This is a genomic window from Synechococcus sp. HIMB2401 (assembly GCF_042883245.1).
GTDB lineage: Bacteria > Cyanobacteriota > Cyanobacteriia > PCC-6307 > Cyanobiaceae > Parasynechococcus.
This window is the reverse complement of the sequence record NZ_JBDJKK010000002.1, coordinates 38,249-55,013: the sequence shown is the minus strand read 5'-3', so window position 1 is coordinate 55,013 and position 16,765 is coordinate 38,249. Positions and strand designations below refer to the sequence as shown.

Genomic DNA, 16,765 nt, shown 5'->3' with positions numbered 1-16,765 from the left:
CAGGGTTACTGCTCAAATGTATGGGTCTTCGCCCTGCGGGAACGGGTCCTGTCCATGTCTGAGCCGCAGGCTGTCGCATCCCGTTACGCCGATCGGCGCCGTTTGTGGAAGGCAGCGATCAAGTGGCCGATGTATTCCGTTGCCGTGATGCCTGTGCTGCTCGCGGCTGGATGGCAGTTCGGGGTGGCGGGCTCCCTGCGCTGGCTGCAGTTGGGGGGCTTTGTGCTGGCGGCCATCCTGCTGTTGCTTTGGGAAAACCTCAGCAACGATGTTTTTGACGCGGCCACGGGTGTGGATGCCACCGGTAAACCCCATTCCGTGGTGAACCTCACCGGCCGCCGGGACCGTGTCGCCCAGGGGGCGACCGCTGCGCTGGTGCTGGGCTTGCTGGTGATGGCCGGTTTGGCCTGGAACAGCAGCGGGTCCGTGCTGGCCCTGGTGTTGGTGTGCTGCGGCCTGGGTTACGTGTATCAGGGCCCGCCGTTCCGCCTGGGCTACCGCGGCCTGGGTGAGCCCCTGTGCTGGCTGGCCTTTGGACCCTTTGCCACCGCAGCGGCCCTCGTGGTGCTGCAGCCCCGGGGGGCAGGATCGATCCCTTGGGGCACGGCCTGGATTTTGGGGGCAGGTCCTGCCCTGGCGACCACCCTGGTGTTGTTCTGCTCCCACTTCCATCAGGTGGAGGAGGACGCCGCCCATGGCAAACGCTCGCCGGTGGTGCGTCTGGGCACGGCCCGGGCGGCAGCCTTGGTGCCCTGGTTTGTGGCCTTGACGCTGGCGTTGGAGTGGGTGCCCGTGCTGCACGGGGACTGGCCTCCGACGGTGTTGTTGAGCGGTCTCGGCCTTCCTGCCGGTGTGCAGCTGATGCGTCTGCTCCAGCGCCACCACGACAGGCCGGAGCTGATCAGCGGCAGCAAGTTTCTGGCCCTGCGCTTCCAGGGCTGGAATGGTCTGGGGCTGAGTGCGGGCCTGGCTCTGGCGCGCGTCTGGACGGGCGGATGACGCTCCGGCTGCAGCGTCGCCGCTTCCGCTTTGCCCTGCTGCAGCCGCTGCGCACCGCAGCCGGCGAGCTGCGGGAGCGTTGTGGCTGGTTGCTGCGGCTGGATGACGATCAGGGGGCCGTGGGTTGGGGCGAAGTGGCTCCGCTGCAGCCGCAGCAGTTCATGGCCTGCGAGCAGGCCCTCGTAGCGCTGCCGGACGAGCTTCCTCAGGCTCAGCTGGAGGCTGTGTTGCGGGAGGCCCCGGGGCCGGTGGGTTTTGGCCTTGGGGCGGCCTTGGCGGAGCTACAGGGTGTGGTGGGCGCTGCTGCACCCCAGGGCTGGCTGAAGGCTCCTGCCCCGGCGCTGTTGCTGCCGGCTGGCGAGGCGATGCTTTTGGCCCTGGAGGTTGCTGCGGCATCGATGGGTGGCCTGGAGAGCTGCACCTTCAAGTGGAAGGTGGCCACGGCGCCGGATGGCCTGGAGCGTCAGCTGCTCGAGCAGCTGCTCCAGCGGCTGCCGTCTACGGCCCGGCTGCGTCTGGATGCCAACGGCGGCTGGGATCGCAGCACGGCTGAGGCCTGGATGCAGCGGTTGCGCGATGACTCTCGCTTGGACTGGTTGGAGCAGCCGCTGGCGGTGGAGGATCAAGCCGGCCTGGATCAGTTGGCAGCGCTGGGGCCGGTGGCCCTCGATGAATCCCTCCACCAGCACCCCGAGCTGCGCAGCAGCTGGAGTGGCTGGCAAGTGCGTCGGCCTGCGCTGGAGGGTGATCCCCGCCTGCTGTTGCGGGAGCTGCAGGCGGGGCTGCCCCAACGGATGCTGAGCACGGCGTTTGAAACCGGCATCGGTCGGCGCTGGCTGGAGCATCTGGCCGGTCTTCAGGCCCAGGGCCCCACGCCGGCAGCACCGGGCCTGGCCCCCGGCTGGACGCCAGCGGGGCCGATGTTCTCCAACGATCCAGAGCAGGTCTGGGCCGCGGCGGCATGAGCGAGATCGAGCGGCTGGAGCAGGGGCTGGCGGCTGGGCAGTGGATGCCCCTATCGCCTGATGCCGACGCGGCCCCCATCGCTCAATTGCCTCCGGGCCCGGGGGTGGTGGTGCGCAGTGGTGGCAGCAGTGGCGGCAGCCGTTGCTGCGCCCAGCCCTCGCTGCATCTGGACCGTTCGGCCGCCGCCACCGCCCATTGGTTGACGGGGATCGGTTTGGACCCCGCCTCCACCCTCCTGCTCAATCCTTTGCCGCTGGCCCATGTGAGTGGTCTGATGCCCTGGTGGCGCGCCCGCTGCTGGGGCGCGGGGCATCAGCAACTGGAGCCGGGGTTGATGAAAACCCCCACTGACTTGCTCGCGTTCTGTCAGGGCCTGCCCGCTTGGGAGACGAATCCTGCCGTGCTGTCGTTGGTGCCCACGCAACTGGCACGTCTGCTGGCCCATCCCGATGGGGTGGCCTTCCTGCAGCAGCTGCAGCTGATCTGGATCGGTGGTGCGGCTCTCCCGGCGCCGTTGGCGGATCAGGCACGGGCCTTGCAGCTGCCGCTGTCGCCCTGCTACGGGTCGACGGAGACGGCGGCGATGGTGGCGGCCCTCCCGCCGGACCGCTTTCTGGCCGGCGAGCCCGGGTGTGGGGACCCGCTGGTGGATGTGGAGCTGCGGCTGGCCGCTAATGGGGCGCTTGAGGTGCGCACTGATCGGTTGGCGCTGGGCTGTTGGCGGGCGGATCAACCCGAGCGTTGGGTGCCGCTCAGGGATGGCGATGGCTGGTGGCGCTCCGGGGATCAGGCCGCGTTGACCCCCGGTCTCCAGATTGCCGGGCGCATCGATGGCGCCATTCACTCCGGGGGGGAAACCGTGTTCCCCGAGCAGCTGGAGCAGCGCTTGATGGCGGCGCTGCAGGCGGCATCGCTGCCGGTGAGTGCCGTGCTGCTTCTTGCTGTGGATGATCCGGAGTGGGGGCAGCGGCTTGAGGCCCTGGTGGGCAGTTCTGACCCTGCGGTGCTGCAGCGGCTTGAGGCCCTCACTCGGCCTTGGGCGCCGGCGGAGACGCCACGGCGTTGGGTGTTGTGCCCCCACCTGGCCCCCTCGGCGCTGGGGAAATGGCAGCGCCAGCGCTGGCGGGAGTGGTTAAAGCGGTTGGATGCGGCCGAGGCTTGATGCTTCCAGCCAACGGTCCACGCCATCGGGCAGGGCACAGCGGCGCCGGGTTTGCACGTCGATGGCCACATGACGCAGGCAGCCTTTGGCAACCAGCTGCTTCTCCAGCAGCACCTGGCTGTTCACCGCAAAACTGCTGGGATCGAGCCGTTCCGGTTCCAGGCGGATCAGCAGCTTGTCGCCCACCTGCACCGGGGCGCGGAAATCGGCATGGCAGTGCACGATCGGTAAGGCCACGCTCGGTTGCTCTCCGCGGCCGCCAGGGAAGACTGAACCCGCTGGCAGGCCAAAGCGTTCCAGGCTTTCCTCCCAGGCCTGGTGGCACCAGCCCAGCAGCTGCTGAAAGTGCATCACGCCGGCGGCGTCGGTGTCGCTGAAGCGCACGGTTCGGCTCAGCTCCAGCCAGGGGGCAGAGGTCATGGCGATGTGTTGTTCAAGCCGGTGCCGACTGTCACCCTGACAGAAATTCCGCCCGAACCATGGCCGCGCCGATTGCCTTCGAGCCTCCGTCCATTCAGAAGGCCTGGAAGGCCTTCCTGCAGCACATCCCTGTGGTGCTGGTGAGCTGGGTGGGCTCGATTGTGCTGTCGCTGCTGGCTGTTCTGGCCTATGGCCTGATCATCGTTGCCGTGTCGTCAATCATCGGCAGCAGCGATGCGGCATTGGGGCTCGGAGCGGTGCTCGCCCAATTGGTTCAGTTGCCTTTCTCCATCCTCGCCAGCCTGTTGTCGGTGCTGTTGGTGGCCGTTCCTTCCCTTTACTACGAGTGCGGTGAGGTGGTGACGATTTCAACGGCCGCTCAGCTGCTCACCGGCCGGTGGTGGCGCTATGTGCTGGCGGGGCTGTTCTTTTCACTGGTCACCACCATCGGCTTTCTGCTTTGCATCCTTCCCGGGATTGCCGTGGCGTTGGTGACGCCGGTGTTCATCAATCGCATCTTCGTCACCGACCTGGCCATCGGTGAAGCCTTCTCCCAGTCGTTTCAGGTGGTGTATCGCTCGGAAAACGGCTTGAGCTTTGTGGGGCTTGAGGTGTTGACGGGCATCGTTGTGGGGCTGCTGGCCCTGGCGACCTGCGGTCTGGGGGGCTTTGTGGTGATTCCCATGGCCAGCTTCTTCCTTCAGAACGTCGCCTATCAGCGCGGACTGTTGCGCTGATCGCTCAGCCGCTGGGCCAGCTGTTGGTGCTCAGGCGCAGCAGCCAGTAGCTGATCAACCCTCCAGTCACCAACGGCAGGGGCCAGAGGGGAAGACCTCTGGGGATGAGACGCCGTTGCTGGAGCGCCAGCACACTCCAGAACACCAGCCCCAGGGCGGCAATGGGGCCAAACAGATGCCATTGCAGCGATCCGCCCAGATCACCGGTGAGTGCTGCGCTTGTTGCTCGGGTCAGAAAGCAGGTGGGACAGGGCACGCCGGTGAGGGCGCGAAGCGGGCAGCCGAGGCCGGGTATCCCTGGATGCAAGCCCTTCAGCCATAACGCACCGGTCACGGTTGCGGGCAGCAGATAGCCCGCGCGTTGCAACCACCGCAGAAACCGGTTCAGAGATCAGCGATCCACCGATCCCATGATCACGTCGATGGAACCGAGGATGGCCATGATGTCGGCCACCTTGTGTCCCTTGAGGATGTGGGGAAGGATCTGCAGGTTGTTGCTGTCGGCAGCGCGGATCTTGAAGCGCCAGGGGGTGACGTCGTTGTTGCCTTGAATGAACACGCCGATCTCTCCCTTGCCTGATTCCAGCCGGGTGTAGAGCTCACCGTTGGGGATCTTGAAGGTGGGCGCCACCTTCTTGGCCACGTACTGGAAGTCGAAACCTGCAGCGTCGCTGCCCTTGCCTTCGTTGAGGCGCTTGGCCTCGAGGTTTTCGGTGGGTCCGCCGGGGATCATGTCGCAGGCCTGGCGCAGGATCTTGAGCGACTGGCGCATTTCTTCGATGCGCACGCGATAGCGGGCGTAGCAGTCGCCTTCTTTTTCCCAGGCCACCTGCCAGTCGAAGTCGTCGTAGCACTCGTAGTGATCCACCTTGCGGAGATCCCAGGGCACGCCGGAAGCGCGCAGCATCGGTCCGGAGAGGCTCCAGTTGATGGCGTCCTCCTTTTCGATCGTTCCCAACCCTTCAATCCGGCGCCGGAAAATCGGGTTGTTGGTGATCAGCTTTTCGTATTCGTCGATCTTGGGACCGAACCAGTCACAGAAATCACGGCATTTCTCCAGCCATCCCCAGGGCAGATCAGCGGCGACGCCGCCGATGCGGAAATAGTTGTTGTTAATCAGCCGCTGGCCGGTGGCGGCTTCCCACAGGTCGTAGATCATCTCCCGCTCGCGGAAGATGTAGAAGAACGGGGTCTGGGCCCCCACGTCTGCCAGGAAGGGTCCAAGCCAGAGCAGGTGGTTGGCGATGCGGTTGAGTTCCAGCATCAGCACCCGGATGTAGCTCGCCCGCTTGGGCACCGGGATGTTCGCCAGTTTTTCTGGGGCGTTCACCACGATCGCCTCGTAGAACATCCCCGCCGCATAGTCCATGCGGCTCACGTAGGGCACGAACATCACATTCGTGCGGTTCTCGGCGATTTTCTCCATGCCGCGATGGAGGTAACCGATCACCGGTTCGCAGTCGACCACGTCCTCACCATCGAGGGTGACCACGAGCCGCAGCACCCCGTGCATGGAGGGGTGGTGGGGCCCGAAGTTCACCACCATGGGCTCCGTGCGCGTTTCCAGCTGCGTCATGGGAGCGGTGGTCCGATCGATGAGTAGATCTTAAGGAGTCTTCGCCTGTGGCTTGTGCCCCCCTTCAGCCATGTGCCCGTGCTGGCCGATGCGGTGCTGGATGCGGCCCGGCAGATCCCCCGTCCGGATGGCCTGTTGATCGACGCCACCCTTGGGGGCGGCGGCCACAGCGCCCTGTTGCTGGAACAGCATCCCGGCCTGCGCCTGATCGGACTGGACCAGGACGCCACGGCCCGGGCCGCGGCGGCGGAGCGTCTGGCCCCCTTCGGTGATCGCGTCTCGATCGTGGCCACCAACTTCGCCGACTATGTGCCGCCCGAGCCCGCCGTGATGGTGCTGGCGGATCTTGGGGTGAGCAGCCCGCAGCTGGATGTGGCGGAGCGGGGCTTCAGTTTTCGCCTGGATGGTCCCTTGGACATGCGGATGAATGCCGGCGGCGAGGGGGAGACCGCGGCTGAGCTGATTGATCGCTTGGAGGAGAACGAGCTTGCGGATCTGATCTATGGCTATGGCGAGGAGCGGCTCTCCCGTCGTATCGCCCGGCGGATCAAAGCGGACCTCAAGGACAAGGGCTCCTATGAGGGCACCGCGGCCTTGGCCTACGCCGTGGCCGGTTGTTATCCCCCCAAGGCGCGGCGGGGACGGATTCATCCCGCCACCCGCACCTTCCAGGCCCTGCGGATTGCGGTGAACGATGAGCTGGGGGTGCTCGATCGCCTGCTGCAGCAAGCTCCCGACTGGCTCGAGCCTGAGGGGCTTCTGGGAATCATCAGCTTCCATTCCCTGGAAGACCGCCGCGTCAAGACCGCCTTCCTGCGCGATGAGCGCTTGCAACGGATCACCCGCAAGCCGGTGGTGGCCACCGAGCAGGAGGAGGAGGCCAACCCCCGCAGCCGCAGTGCCAAATGGCGTGTGGCCCAGCGTGTGGCCCCTGCTTAGCGACCGCTGAGGAACCCGGCGGCAGCTGCGGCGTCGGTGATCGCTGTGATGGCCTGATCCACGTCGTCGGTTGTGGTCTCACGCCCCAGGCTGAGTCGCAGGGAGGCTTCGGCTTCAGCCCGCGAGCGACCGATCGCCTGGAGCACGTGGGACGGCGCGCCGTTGCTGCAGGCGGAGCCACTGCTGCAGGCCAGGTGCGGGCGCAGGGCCCGGTGCAGGCGGCTGCCGTTCACTCCGGGAAGGCTGATGTTGAGGTTGTGGGGCAGGCGCGGCTGCAGGGCCCCATTGAGCAGCACGCCGGGGAGGCGCTGCTGCAGGCCCTCCCACAGCTGATCGCGCAGGTGCTGAAGATGGCTGTTGCGCTGATCCTGTTCCTGCAGCGCAAGGCGGGCGGCGGCGGCAAAGCCCACGATCAAGGCGGTGGGCAGCGTGCCGGCCCGGAGCCCGGCTTCCTGGCCGCCCCCCCACTGCAGCGGTTCGATGGCGATGTCCTCCCGCAGCACCAGGGCGCCAATACCCTTGGGCCCATAGAGCTTGTGGGCACTGAGGCTGAGCAGGTCAACCCCCAGGGCATCAGGGTTCAGCGGCAGCGTCCCGAAGGCCTGGGCTCCATCGCTGTGCAGGGTGATGCAATGGCGGCGGCAAATCGTTCCCAGTTGCTCGAGCGGCTGGAGCACGCCGATTTCGTTGTTGGCCGCCATCACGCTCACTAGCCGCGTTTCGGGGGTGATCGCCGCCTCCAGCTGCTCAGGGCTGATCAGTCCATCGGGGCCTGGGGTCAGCAGGGTGACGCTGAAGCCTTCCCGTTGCAGTTGCTGGAGTGGATCCAGCACGGCGTGGTGTTCGGTGGCCACGCTGATCAGATGGCCGCTCCCCAGGGCGCGGGCATGGCCCAGCAGCGCCAGGTTGTTGGCTTCCGTGGCACCGCTGGTGAACACCAGTCGTTCCGGGCTCACTCCCACCGCTTCCGAAAGCTGGCGCCGCGCCACGTTCACCGCGGCAGAGGCGCTGAGGCCGAGCCGATGCTGGCGGCTGGAGGGATTGCCCCAGTCCGCACTCCAGAACGGCGCCATCGCCTCCACCACCTCAGCCGCACAGGGGGTGGTGGCCTGGAAATCAAAGGCGAGAGCCGAGCCGCTCAGGACGATGCAGGCAGATGTTGCGATCATGGTGCTGCATTGCGAACGGCACTGGCATGGGTCTGCGATTGCCAATGGCTCTGCTGGGCCTGGGCGGGCTGGTGTGCCTGCAACCCGCCAGTGGCTTCGACCGTGAGCAGGTGCTGGAGCAGATGCGGCAATCGCGGCCAGCCGATCTCAAGGTGCTGATCGAACGCCCTGCCCCCGTCGGCACCCTGTCGATCGGCATCTATGCAGTGAAACCAGCCTCGTCCAATCCCGACACCCGCAGCTACAGCCTGTGGGAGGAGTCGGCGTCGGATCTCAACGTCTACGTGGAGAGCGTCAATTGCTCCCCAGAGAAGCCCTTGCGGGTGAAACGCACGCCGTCGACGGTTTACGTGCGCACCCTCAACCCCGGCGGTCCGATCACGGACGTGAATCGGGAGGATCACCTCGTGTGGTGGGCAGCCTGCGTGCCGGAGGTGGCGGGAACCGACCCTGCCACGTTGCGTCAGAAGGCCCTGGATCTGGGCTTTTCCACCCTGATTCCCGAACAGCAGGAGCAGTTACCCGCACTGGCCCGTTGAGCGTGCTCTCCATACATTGCGGCCAGAGCGATTCCAGCCATGAGCGACGCGCCCACCCCCACCGCTGAATCCGTAGAGGCCGCGGCGCCCGCCCCGCGTCTGTTGCTGGTGGACGACGAGCCCGGTCTTCGCACGGCGGTGCAGGCCTACCTGGAAGACGAAGGCTTTGAGGTGACCACCGCGGTGGACGGGGAGGAAGGCTTCGCCAAGGCCCAGCAGATGCTGCCGGATGTGGTAATCAGCGACGTGATGATGCCGCGGCTTGATGGCTATGGCCTGCTGCAGAAGTTGCGCGCCGATGAACGGCTTGGTGGCACCCCGGTGATTTTCCTCACCGCCAAGGGCATGACGGCGGACCGCACCCAGGGCTATCTGGCCGGGGTGGATGACTACATCCCCAAGCCGTTCGATCCCGATGAGCTGGTGGCGCGGGTGCGCAACGTGGCCCAGCGCCAGCAACGGCTGCTGCAGGAGGCAGCGCGCTTTGCGGATACCGATATGGGCCAGATGGCCAAGCAGATCACCGAGATCCGTTCGCTGCTGGCCCAGGCCGAAGCGTTGCCCTCCACCGAGCCGGTGGTGCACAGCTTCACGCCGCGGGAGGCGAGTGTGCTGCAGCTGGTGGCGGAAGGATTGATGAACAAGGAGATTGCCCGGCAGCTGGAGACGTCGATCCGCAACGTGGAGAAGTACGTGAGCCGGCTGTTCAACAAGACGGGCACCTCCAGCCGTACGGAATTGGTGCGTTATGCCCTGGAGCACCGTCTGGTGACTTGAAGGCTGGTTGGCGCAAGGCGGCGTTCAACAACGGTTGGACCTACCGCGACCGGGTGCCGCGGGCTGCTGCCGGCACTTTGGTGAGTGAATGGCTGGCGGATCGCTACCGCCACTCTGATGCTGGGTTGTGGCAGCAGCGTATCGCCGCCGGTGAGCTGGATTGGAACGAAGCGCTGCTGACCGGTGATCGAGCGTTGCAGGGCGGTGAGACCCTCTGTTGGCGGCGTCCGCCCTGGTTGGAGCAGGCGATCCCCGATCAATGGGAGACGATCCACGACGACGGCGACCTGTTGGTGATCAACAAGCCTTCCGGTTTGCCGGTGATGCCCGGTGGTGGCTTCCTGCGCCACACGCTCACGGCCTTGCTTGAACCCACCGGTGCCCGGCCGGTGCATCGCCTGGGGCGGTTCACCTCCGGTTTGCAGGTGTGTGCCCGCACGCCGCAGACCCGCGCCCTCTGGTCGAAGCAGTTCCGGCCCGACGGCGGTTGCCGCAAGGTGTATCAGGCCTGGAGCCAGCGGGTGCCGGGGTTGGAGTTGGGGCAGTGCCTAACGGTGAGCAGTGATGTGGTGGAACGGCCGCATCCGCTCTTGGGTTGGATCTGGGGGCCGGAACCGCTGAACGATGCGCCGATCCGCAAACGGCTCTCAGCCCACTCCGAGCTGGAGCTGTTGGAGCGCACGGCCGAGGGCGATCGCCTGCAGGTGACGATCACCACCGGCCGGCCGCATCAGATCCGCATTCATCTGGCGCAGCTGGGCAGTCCGCTGCTGGGGGATCCGCTTTATCTGATGCATCGCGAGATTTCAGCCACCGCAACGCCCGGTGACGGGGGCTATCGGCTGCATGCCTGGCGGCTTTCGGGTCTCCCTCATTTGAGGGAGATCACCCTCCAGGTGGATCCCCCAGGTGAGGGAGATCAGGCCTTGCGGAATTCGATCAAGCGCGAGAAGTAGAAGGGGGCCTTGTTCAGGCTGCGGCGCACCAGCTTGAAGCCGCAGGCTTCGGCTGCCTTCACGATGCCGTCTTCCTTGAGGGTGTAGGCCCGGGTGGTTTTGCTGGGTCCGGGGAACAGCTGGCCGATGCCCTTCAACAGCGCCAGCAGTGGCGTGTAGGGGGCAAAGCTCACGATCAGCCGCTCTTCAGTGAGGCCGCAGAGGTGCTTCACCATCTCCTCGGCCGGTTGCTGGGGGTAGTGAATGAACACATCCAGGCAGCACACCGTGTGGAACGAGCCGCTCAGGCTTTCCAGGTCGCTGGCGAAGAAGTTCAGCTTGGCCATGTCGAGACCAGCCTCGCCGGCCCGGCGCTCGGCTTCCTGGGCCATGGCCTCTGAAATGTCGCTGGCGCTGATGGAACCGGCCCCCATCGCCGCCAGCGGAAGGCTCAGGCTGCCAACACCGCAGCCCGCGTCGCAGAAGCTCGCCTGGCTGAGTTCACCGCTCTCCTTGATCCAGGCCAGCACTTCATCCACGGTTTTCTGGTGACCGATGCGGATGTTGCGCTGCACCTTGTTCACGTCATCGCTGTCGCTGTAGATGCGGTTCCAGCGGTCGAAACCCGTGGTTTCGAAGTAGCCCTTCACCTCCTTTTTCTCGGCCTGTTTCTGCTCCAGCAGCTGATCGGGGGCCATGGCGGAAGGGTTTGTGTCGGCGGGATCCTAAGCAGCGCAGGCCCAGTGCAGATCACCCTCCTTCTGGTGCCAGCGCAGCAGTTGCGTCAGTGGCCGTCCCATCAAGGCATCCATGCACCCCGTTGCATCACCAATCACCCGCCGCGGCGCCACCGTGGCGCTCCAGATCGCAGCACTGGGGGCGTCACTCCAGCGGGCCAGCCGTTTCACCCCCTCGAGTTGCGGCAGGGTCACTCCCGCCAGGGTGCCGTCCTTGAGGCGACAGGTGCCGGTCTCCACCAGCAGCACCCGCTCGTCCCAGCGGTGCTCTCCGTCGGCCAGGCCGTAGGGGGCCAGAGCATCGCTCACCAGCACCGTCTGCTCCGGCGCCAGCCGTTGCAACAGCATCGCCATCGTGGGGTGAACGTGCACGCCATCGGCGATCAGCCCCAGGGCCACCCCTCCGCGCCTGCAGGCTTCCCCCAGTGGCCCCGGTGCCCGGTGGTGCAAGCCCGGCATGGCATTGAAGGCGTGGGTGAGCATCGCCACTCCCTGATCGAACCCGCTGCTGGCTTGTTCGGCCGTGGCGGCGCTGTGGCCCAGGGCCACGCTGATGCCCAGTTCCCGCAGTCGCCCGATCACCGCAGCGGCTCCCTCCAGTTCGGGGGCCAGGGTCACCAGGGCAATCTCCGTTTCGAACCCACCAATCCGTTCCTCGAGAGCCTCCAGGCTGGGGCTGGCCAGGTGTTCACGGGGATGGGCACCGCGGCGGGCTTCGGCCAGAAAGGGGCCCTCCAGATGGGCCCCCAGCAGCTCGCAACGGCCGGGCCGGTGATGCTGCCGCGCTTGCCGCAGCACGGCCAGGGCCTGGCGCAGCGGCGCGATGCCGCAGGTCACCAGGGTCGGGGCGATGGCTTCGACCCCATCGCGCCACAACAGCTCGAGGAGTTGCTCCAGCAGGGGCAAATCGCTCTCGCTTAGCTCCGGGAAGGCCAGCCCCAGCCCGCCGTTGATCTGTAGGTCCACACCCCGGGGGCTGAGCCAGTCGCCGTTCCAGTTCGCATCGGTTTCTTGAGTCTCTTGTTGCGCCTCGTGTTGTGCCTCGGTGCCCAGCGCCTTGATGCGGCAGATCCGACCCTGCTCGTCCAGGTCGATCGCGTAGCGCTGGTCTCCGTCCCCAGGCAGGGGACCCGGAAGTCGAACGTTGGTGATCCGGTGCATCAACGCAACACTGGCTTCTTCAGCCATGGGGGGAGACGATGGCAGTCTTGCCCCTCTGCGTTGTGCTGCCAGTGCTTCCCCGTGTTGCCGTTGTGATGGGCAGTGACTCTGACCTGCCCACCATGGAACCCGCCGCCGCCATCCTGCGCGAGTTGGGGGTGGAGGTGGAGGTTCGGGTGCTCTCGGCCCATCGCACCCCCGTGGAGATGGTGAACTTCGCTCAATCGGCCCGGAGTCAGGGGTTTGGGGTGATCGTCGCCGGCGCCGGCGGGGCGGCCCATCTCCCCGGCATGGTGGCCGCCCTCACCACGCTGCCTGTGATCGGCGTTCCGGTGAAAAGCCGGGCCCTGTCCGGGGTTGATTCCCTCCACTCGATCGTGCAGATGCCGGGGGGGATTCCTGTGGCTACCGTCGCCATCGGTGGGGGCCTCAATGCCGGTTTGCTGGCGGCGCAGATCCTTTCGGTGGCCGACGCTGACTTGGCCCGGAAACTTGAGGATTACCGCAGCAGCCTCCACGATGCTGTGGTCGCCAAGGATGCGCGCCTGGTTGATCTGGGCAGCACGGATTACCTCTCCCAGATGACTTCATGAGTCTTCCCGTTCGTTCCACCCTGCGATCCACGCTGCTTTGGGCGGTGGTGCCGGCGGCCATCGTCTATGCGATTGCCCTGGTCTGGAGCGGAGCTGAGGGCATCAGCGCCAAGCTGGTGCTGAAGGACTTGGCCCAGTCCTGCAAGGCCCCTCTCGGGGAAGGTTTCCTTTCCAGCGTGGGCTACCTGCTCTGGATGGCGGCGGCGGCCATTGCCTTGTTTGCGGCGTCCACCCGGCAGATCCAAGGCTCCGTTCTGAACCGTCAATTCGCCTTCTGTGGGGGTGGTTTCTCGCTTTGGCTCTGCCTCGACGACATGTTTCTGGTGCATGACCGCTACCTCGGTGAGGCGTTCCTTTACATCACCTACGCCTTCTTCACCGGGTTGCTGTTGTTCCGCTTCCGTGGTCCCCTGCGGCGATTCGGTGGCGACACCTTTCTGGTGTCCGTGGTGTTGTTGGGCCTGTCGGTTCTGACCGATGCCCTCCAGGGGCTGTGGCCGAATTCCTATGAGACGGTGCAGATCTTTGAGGAGGGATTCAAGTTCCTTGGGATTGCCGCCTGGCTCAGTTTTTGGTGCCATTACGTCAGTTCCGCCTCCAAGCCGGCCGCCCTTGAGCAGCACTGATCGATTCGCGTCATCGCCACGATGACGTCCTGGCCGGCCTGGTTGCGGCTTGGTCTTCTGCTGCCAGTGCTGGGCTTGAACGCCTTTGTGCTGAAGCGTTTGCTGGTGCAGTTCGCCCCATTCCCCGGGCTGTTCCTCACCGCGGCTTTGATCGCCTTTTTGTTGGACCTGCCCTGCCGCTGGCTCGCGCAACGGGGTCTTCCCCGCGCCTGGGCCATCGTCAGCGTGGTCCTGGTGACCCTGGGGCTTCTGGTCTGGGCCGCTGTGGCCCTGGTGCCGCTGCTGATCGAACAGCTCAGCCAATTGCTCAGTGCCTCGCCGTCTCTGCTCACGGCGGCGGAGCAGTGGATCGATCGGGGTCAGCTCTGGGCGCTGGACCATGGCCTGCCGGCTGATTTCGCGGACCTCAGCAGTGATCTGGTGGCCCAGTTCAGCCGTCTGGCGACGCAGTTGAGCCAACGCCTGTTGGGCCTGCTGGGGGCCACGGTGGGCACCACGATCAATGTGGTGATCGTGCTGGTGCTGGCGGTCTTCCTGCTGCTTGGGGCGGATCCGATCGTCGATGGTCTGGCCCGCTGGCTGCCCGACCGTTGGCGGGATCTGGTGCAGACGACCCTCGAGCGCACCTTTCGGGGCTATTTCGCCGGTCAGGTGGTGTTGGCGCTGATCCTCAGTGGTGGTCAGCTTCTGGTGTTCACCGCCCTGAACATTCCCTACGGCGTCTTGTTCGCCGTGCTGATCGGCTTCACCACCCTGGTGCCCTATGCCAGTGCCGTGTCGATCGTCTCGGTGAGTGCGGTGCTGGCGGTTCAGGACCCCCGCACAGGCCTTGAGTTGCTGGCCGCGGCGATTGTGGTCGGTCAGATCGTGGATCAGGTGATCCAACCGCGGCTGATGGGCAGCATCGTCGGGTTGCAACCGGCCTGGTTGCTGATCGCCTTGCCCATTGGGGCCCGGGTGGGAGCCCTCTATGGCGTGGGCGATCTTCTGGGCCTGCTGTTGGCTGTGCCGGTGGCCAGTTGCATCAAAACTCTGGCGGATGCCGCCAGGGCTGGTGACGTCGACCTCAGGCGGCCGGAATCACCCCACGCTCCTGGAGCGCTTTGATTACCAGCTCCACGGAGTCGGCCAGATCCTGCTTGCCGGTGTCGATCTTCAGTTCGGGCGTTTCCGGTGCTTCGTAGGGGCTAGAGATGCCGGTGAATTCCTTGATCTGCCCCGCCCGTGCCTTGGCGTATAGGCCTTTGGGGTCCCGGGATTCGCAGACCTCGAGGTCTGCGGCGCAGAACACCTCGAGGAAGTCACCGTCCTTCACCAGGTCCCGGGCCTTGTCCCGGTCTGCACGGAAGGGCGACACAAAGGCGGTCAGCACGATCACGCCCGCATCCAGGAACAGCTTGGCCACTTCACCGATGCGGCGGATGTTCTCTTCACGGTCGGCATCGGAGAAGCCCAGGTCTTTGCAGAGGCCGTGGCGGATGTTGTCGCCATCCAGCACATAGGTGGCGAGTCCCCGCTCAAACAGGGCTGCGTTGACGGCATTGGCCAGGGTGCTCTTGCCGGAGCCGGAGAGTCCGGTGAACCAAAGAATGGCGCTGCGGTGCCCACGCTGCTTCGAGCGCTCGTCGCGGCCCACGGAGGCCTCATGCCAGGCGATGTTGGTGGAGGCACCTTTGTTGGTGAGCTCTCCGTAGGTGGGGCTGGCGGTCATGGCCAAGGCATGAAGTGGCGGCCATTCTCCCTTAGCCCCCAGCCCGTTTCGGCCGGTATCCCTCCTTGCTGAGCAGCTCGAGTGCCAGATCCACCTGATCTCCCTGCAGTTCGATCACGCCGTCCTTGGCGGTCCCGCCACTGCCGATGCGTGTTTTGAGCTTCTTCAGCAGCGCCTTGAAGCCCGCATCATCCAGCTCCAGGCCCCGGATCACCGTCACGGTTTTGCCACCTTTGCCACCACGGGTGGGCTGCACCCGCACCACTTGCTGCGCCTTGGCTGTGGGCTCCGCCGCAGGGCCGCTCGGTCGCTGCAGGCTCTCGGCACTGCTGAATTCTTGCCAGCCTCCCTTCGGCATTCACCCGTCGCAACCGGCTTGCATTGTCGATGAGCGCCGATGCGGCGCCCCATGGCGTGACCGCCTGCTTACGCTGAGCCGACGCTCCGCCGTGGATCCGTGACCAGCACCCTGCCCAACGCCAGCACTCCGGATCCCTCCAGCCTGCAGCCAGCGGTGCGCCCCGGTGCCCATGGCCGCTTTGGACGATTCGGTGGCCAGTACGTGCCCGAGACCCTGATGCCGGCCTTGGCGGAACTGGAGCAAGCAGCGGCCCAGGCCTGGAACGATCCCGCCTTCACCGCCGAGCTCAACCGTCTGCTCAAGAACTACGTCGGCCGGGCGACACCGTTGTATGAGGCCGAGCGTCTCACCGCCCACTACCGCCGAGCCGACGGTGGCCCCCGCATCTGGCTCAAGCGTGAAGACCTGAACCACACCGGTGCCCACAAGATCAACAACGCCTTGGGGCAGGCCCTGCTGGCCCTGCGCATGGGTAAGAAGCGGATCATTGCCGAGACTGGTGCGGGGCAGCACGGCGTCGCCACGGCCACGGTCTGTGCCCGCTTTGGTCTGGAGTGCGTGATCTACATGGGCGCGGAAGACATGCGCCGTCAGGCCCTCAACGTCTTCCGCATGCGCCTGCTGGGCGCCATGGTGCAACCGGTGACGGCCGGCACCGCCACCCTCAAGGACGCCACCAGTGAGGCGATCCGCGACTGGGTGACCAACGTAGAGACCACCCACTACATCCTTGGATCCGTCGCTGGTCCGCACCCCTATCCGATGTTGGTGCGGGATTTCCATGCCGTGATCGGTGAGGAGTCCAAGCAGCAGTGTCAGGACGCCTTCGGCCGGCTGCCCGACGTTCTGATGGCCTGCGTTGGCGGTGGCTCCAATGCCATGGGCCTGTTCCATCCCTTTGTGCAGGAAACGTCTGTGCGGCTGATCGGTGTTGAGGCCGCCGGTGATGGTGTGGCCACCGGTCGCCACGCCGCGACGATCACCGAGGGTCGTGCCGGTGTGCTTCACGGCGCCATGAGCCTGCTGCTGCAGGACGGTGACGGTCAGGTGATGGAGGCCCACTCCATCAGTGCAGGTCTCGATTACCCCGGTGTGGGGCCGGAGCACAGCTACTTGCGGGAGATCGGGCGTGCTGAGTACGCCGCAGTCACCGACCAACAGGCCCTCGATGCCCTGCGCCTGGTGAGTGAACTTGAGGGCATCATTCCGGCCCTGGAAACCGCCCACGCCTTCGCCTGGCTTGAGCAGCTCTGCCCCACCCTGGCCGATGGCACGGAAGTGGTGATCAACTGCTCCGGCCGCGGCGACAAGGACGTCAACACCGTGGCGGAGAAGCTGGGGGATCAGCTCTAAGGAG

20 protein-coding genes are annotated in these 16,765 nt (G+C 65.8%); 12 read left to right on the top strand and 8 right to left on the bottom strand.

Features of this window, described 5'->3' with window-relative positions; translation table 11 throughout:
- The first annotated feature begins 54 nt into the window (after positions 1-54).
- The 3 genes from menA to AAXE93_RS05220 are packed head-to-tail and all read left to right on the top strand — an operon-like array spanning position 55 to position 3,127.
- A complete protein-coding gene (menA, locus tag AAXE93_RS05230; RefSeq protein WP_390128809.1) occupies positions 55-999 on the top strand; it encodes a 2-carboxy-1,4-naphthoquinone phytyltransferase in 945 nt (314 codons plus the stop codon).
- On the top strand, positions 996-1,964 hold the full coding sequence (gene menC, locus AAXE93_RS05225; protein WP_390128807.1) for an o-succinylbenzoate synthase: 969 nt from the start codon (positions 996-998) through the stop codon (positions 1,962-1,964). Before menA ends, menC begins: the two co-directional genes overlap by 4 nt.
- Positions 1,961-3,127 (top strand): AMP-binding protein, encoded by a 1,167-nt coding sequence (locus AAXE93_RS05220; RefSeq protein WP_390128805.1) that lies wholly within the window; start codon positions 1,961-1,963, stop codon positions 3,125-3,127. The genes menC and AAXE93_RS05220 overlap by 4 nt, the downstream gene beginning before the upstream one ends.
- Here AAXE93_RS05220 and AAXE93_RS05215 read toward each other — a convergent pair.
- Positions 3,098-3,547: a thioesterase family protein gene (locus AAXE93_RS05215; protein WP_115131267.1), complete on the bottom strand. Its 450-nt coding sequence runs from the start codon at positions 3,545-3,547 to the stop codon at positions 3,098-3,100. The genes AAXE93_RS05220 and AAXE93_RS05215 overlap by 30 nt on opposite strands.
- 59 nt (positions 3,548-3,606) lie before the next feature.
- On the opposite strand from AAXE93_RS05215, the gene AAXE93_RS05210 reads away from it, so the two are divergent.
- A complete protein-coding gene (locus tag AAXE93_RS05210) occupies positions 3,607-4,284 on the top strand; it encodes a hypothetical protein (protein ID WP_390128802.1) in 678 nt (225 codons plus the stop codon).
- Between the two features lie 4 nt (positions 4,285-4,288).
- Here the strand turns inward: AAXE93_RS05210 and AAXE93_RS05205 are convergent, their stop codons facing one another.
- Both AAXE93_RS05205 and AAXE93_RS05200 read right to left on the bottom strand, forming a co-directional pair.
- Positions 4,289-4,651 carry a DUF2752 domain-containing protein gene (locus AAXE93_RS05205; protein WP_390128800.1) on the bottom strand — a complete coding sequence of 121 codons (363 nt, stop codon included), beginning with the start codon at positions 4,649-4,651 and terminating at the stop codon, positions 4,289-4,291.
- A gap of 24 nt (positions 4,652-4,675) precedes the next feature.
- Positions 4,676-5,860 carry an NAD(P)H-quinone oxidoreductase subunit H gene (locus tag AAXE93_RS05200; protein ID WP_115009907.1) on the bottom strand — a complete coding sequence of 395 codons (1,185 nt, stop codon included), beginning with the start codon at positions 5,858-5,860 and terminating at the stop codon, positions 4,676-4,678.
- 54 nt (positions 5,861-5,914) lie between these two features.
- Between AAXE93_RS05200 and rsmH the strand changes: the two genes are divergently transcribed.
- On the top strand, positions 5,915-6,799 hold the full coding sequence (rsmH, locus tag AAXE93_RS05195; RefSeq protein WP_390128798.1) for a 16S rRNA (cytosine(1402)-N(4))-methyltransferase RsmH: 885 nt from the start codon (positions 5,915-5,917) through the stop codon (positions 6,797-6,799).
- Here rsmH and AAXE93_RS05190 read toward each other — a convergent pair.
- Complete coding sequence (locus AAXE93_RS05190; protein ID WP_390128796.1) at positions 6,796-7,968, bottom strand: cysteine desulfurase family protein; 1,173 nt, start codon at positions 7,966-7,968, stop codon at positions 6,796-6,798. The genes rsmH and AAXE93_RS05190 overlap by 4 nt on opposite strands.
- Before the next feature lie 26 nt (positions 7,969-7,994).
- Here AAXE93_RS05190 and AAXE93_RS05185 point away from each other — a divergent pair, with 26 nt between their 5' ends.
- The 3 genes from AAXE93_RS05185 to AAXE93_RS05175 are packed head-to-tail and all read left to right on the top strand — an operon-like array spanning position 7,995 to position 10,240.
- The gene (locus tag AAXE93_RS05185; RefSeq protein ID WP_170950883.1) at positions 7,995-8,507 is read left to right on the top strand and encodes a hypothetical protein; all 513 of its coding nucleotides are present in this window, start codon (positions 7,995-7,997) and stop codon (positions 8,505-8,507) included.
- A gap of 39 nt (positions 8,508-8,546) precedes the next feature.
- A complete protein-coding gene (locus tag AAXE93_RS05180) occupies positions 8,547-9,284 on the top strand; it encodes a response regulator transcription factor (RefSeq protein WP_115009911.1) in 738 nt (245 codons plus the stop codon).
- A complete protein-coding gene (locus tag AAXE93_RS05175; protein WP_390128793.1) occupies positions 9,281-10,240 on the top strand; it encodes a pseudouridine synthase family protein in 960 nt (319 codons plus the stop codon). Before AAXE93_RS05180 ends, AAXE93_RS05175 begins: the two co-directional genes overlap by 4 nt.
- Here AAXE93_RS05175 and bchM read toward each other — a convergent pair.
- Both bchM and AAXE93_RS05165 read right to left on the bottom strand, forming a co-directional pair.
- Complete coding sequence (bchM, locus tag AAXE93_RS05170; RefSeq protein ID WP_390128791.1) at positions 10,204-10,917, bottom strand: magnesium protoporphyrin IX methyltransferase; 714 nt, start codon at positions 10,915-10,917, stop codon at positions 10,204-10,206. The two genes, AAXE93_RS05175 and bchM, sit on opposite strands and share 37 nt — an antisense overlap.
- A gap of 27 nt (positions 10,918-10,944) precedes the next feature.
- Positions 10,945-12,144 carry an N-acetylglucosamine-6-phosphate deacetylase gene (locus AAXE93_RS05165; protein WP_390128789.1) on the bottom strand — a complete coding sequence of 400 codons (1,200 nt, stop codon included), beginning with the start codon at positions 12,142-12,144 and terminating at the stop codon, positions 10,945-10,947.
- 11 nt (positions 12,145-12,155) lie between these two features.
- On the opposite strand from AAXE93_RS05165, the gene purE reads away from it, so the two are divergent.
- The 3 genes from purE to AAXE93_RS05150 are packed head-to-tail and all read left to right on the top strand — an operon-like array spanning position 12,156 to position 14,443.
- On the top strand, positions 12,156-12,710 hold the full coding sequence (purE, locus tag AAXE93_RS05160; protein ID WP_390128787.1) for a 5-(carboxyamino)imidazole ribonucleotide mutase: 555 nt from the start codon (positions 12,156-12,158) through the stop codon (positions 12,708-12,710).
- Positions 12,707-13,336, top strand: a complete 630-nt coding sequence (locus AAXE93_RS05155) for an oxidoreductase (RefSeq protein WP_390128785.1) — start codon at positions 12,707-12,709, stop codon at positions 13,334-13,336. Before purE ends, AAXE93_RS05155 begins: the two co-directional genes overlap by 4 nt.
- A gap of 21 nt (positions 13,337-13,357) precedes the next feature.
- A complete protein-coding gene (locus tag AAXE93_RS05150) occupies positions 13,358-14,443 on the top strand; it encodes an AI-2E family transporter (RefSeq protein ID WP_390128782.1) in 1,086 nt (361 codons plus the stop codon).
- Here the strand turns inward: AAXE93_RS05150 and cysC are convergent.
- Together cysC and AAXE93_RS05140 are read right to left on the bottom strand one after the other, a co-directional pair.
- Complete coding sequence (cysC, locus tag AAXE93_RS05145; RefSeq protein WP_115131256.1) at positions 14,403-15,047, bottom strand: adenylyl-sulfate kinase; 645 nt, start codon at positions 15,045-15,047, stop codon at positions 14,403-14,405. The two genes, AAXE93_RS05150 and cysC, sit on opposite strands and share 41 nt — an antisense overlap.
- 31 nt (positions 15,048-15,078) lie before the next feature.
- Positions 15,079-15,405, bottom strand: a complete 327-nt coding sequence (locus AAXE93_RS05140; RefSeq protein ID WP_390128780.1) for a translation initiation factor — start codon at positions 15,403-15,405, stop codon at positions 15,079-15,081.
- A gap of 99 nt (positions 15,406-15,504) precedes the next feature.
- On the opposite strand from AAXE93_RS05140, the gene trpB reads away from it, so the two are divergent.
- Entirely contained in the window at positions 15,505-16,761 is a 1,257-nt protein-coding gene (gene trpB, locus AAXE93_RS05135) for a tryptophan synthase subunit beta (protein ID WP_390128778.1), read from the top strand.
- The last annotated feature ends 4 nt before the right edge of the window (positions 16,762-16,765 follow it).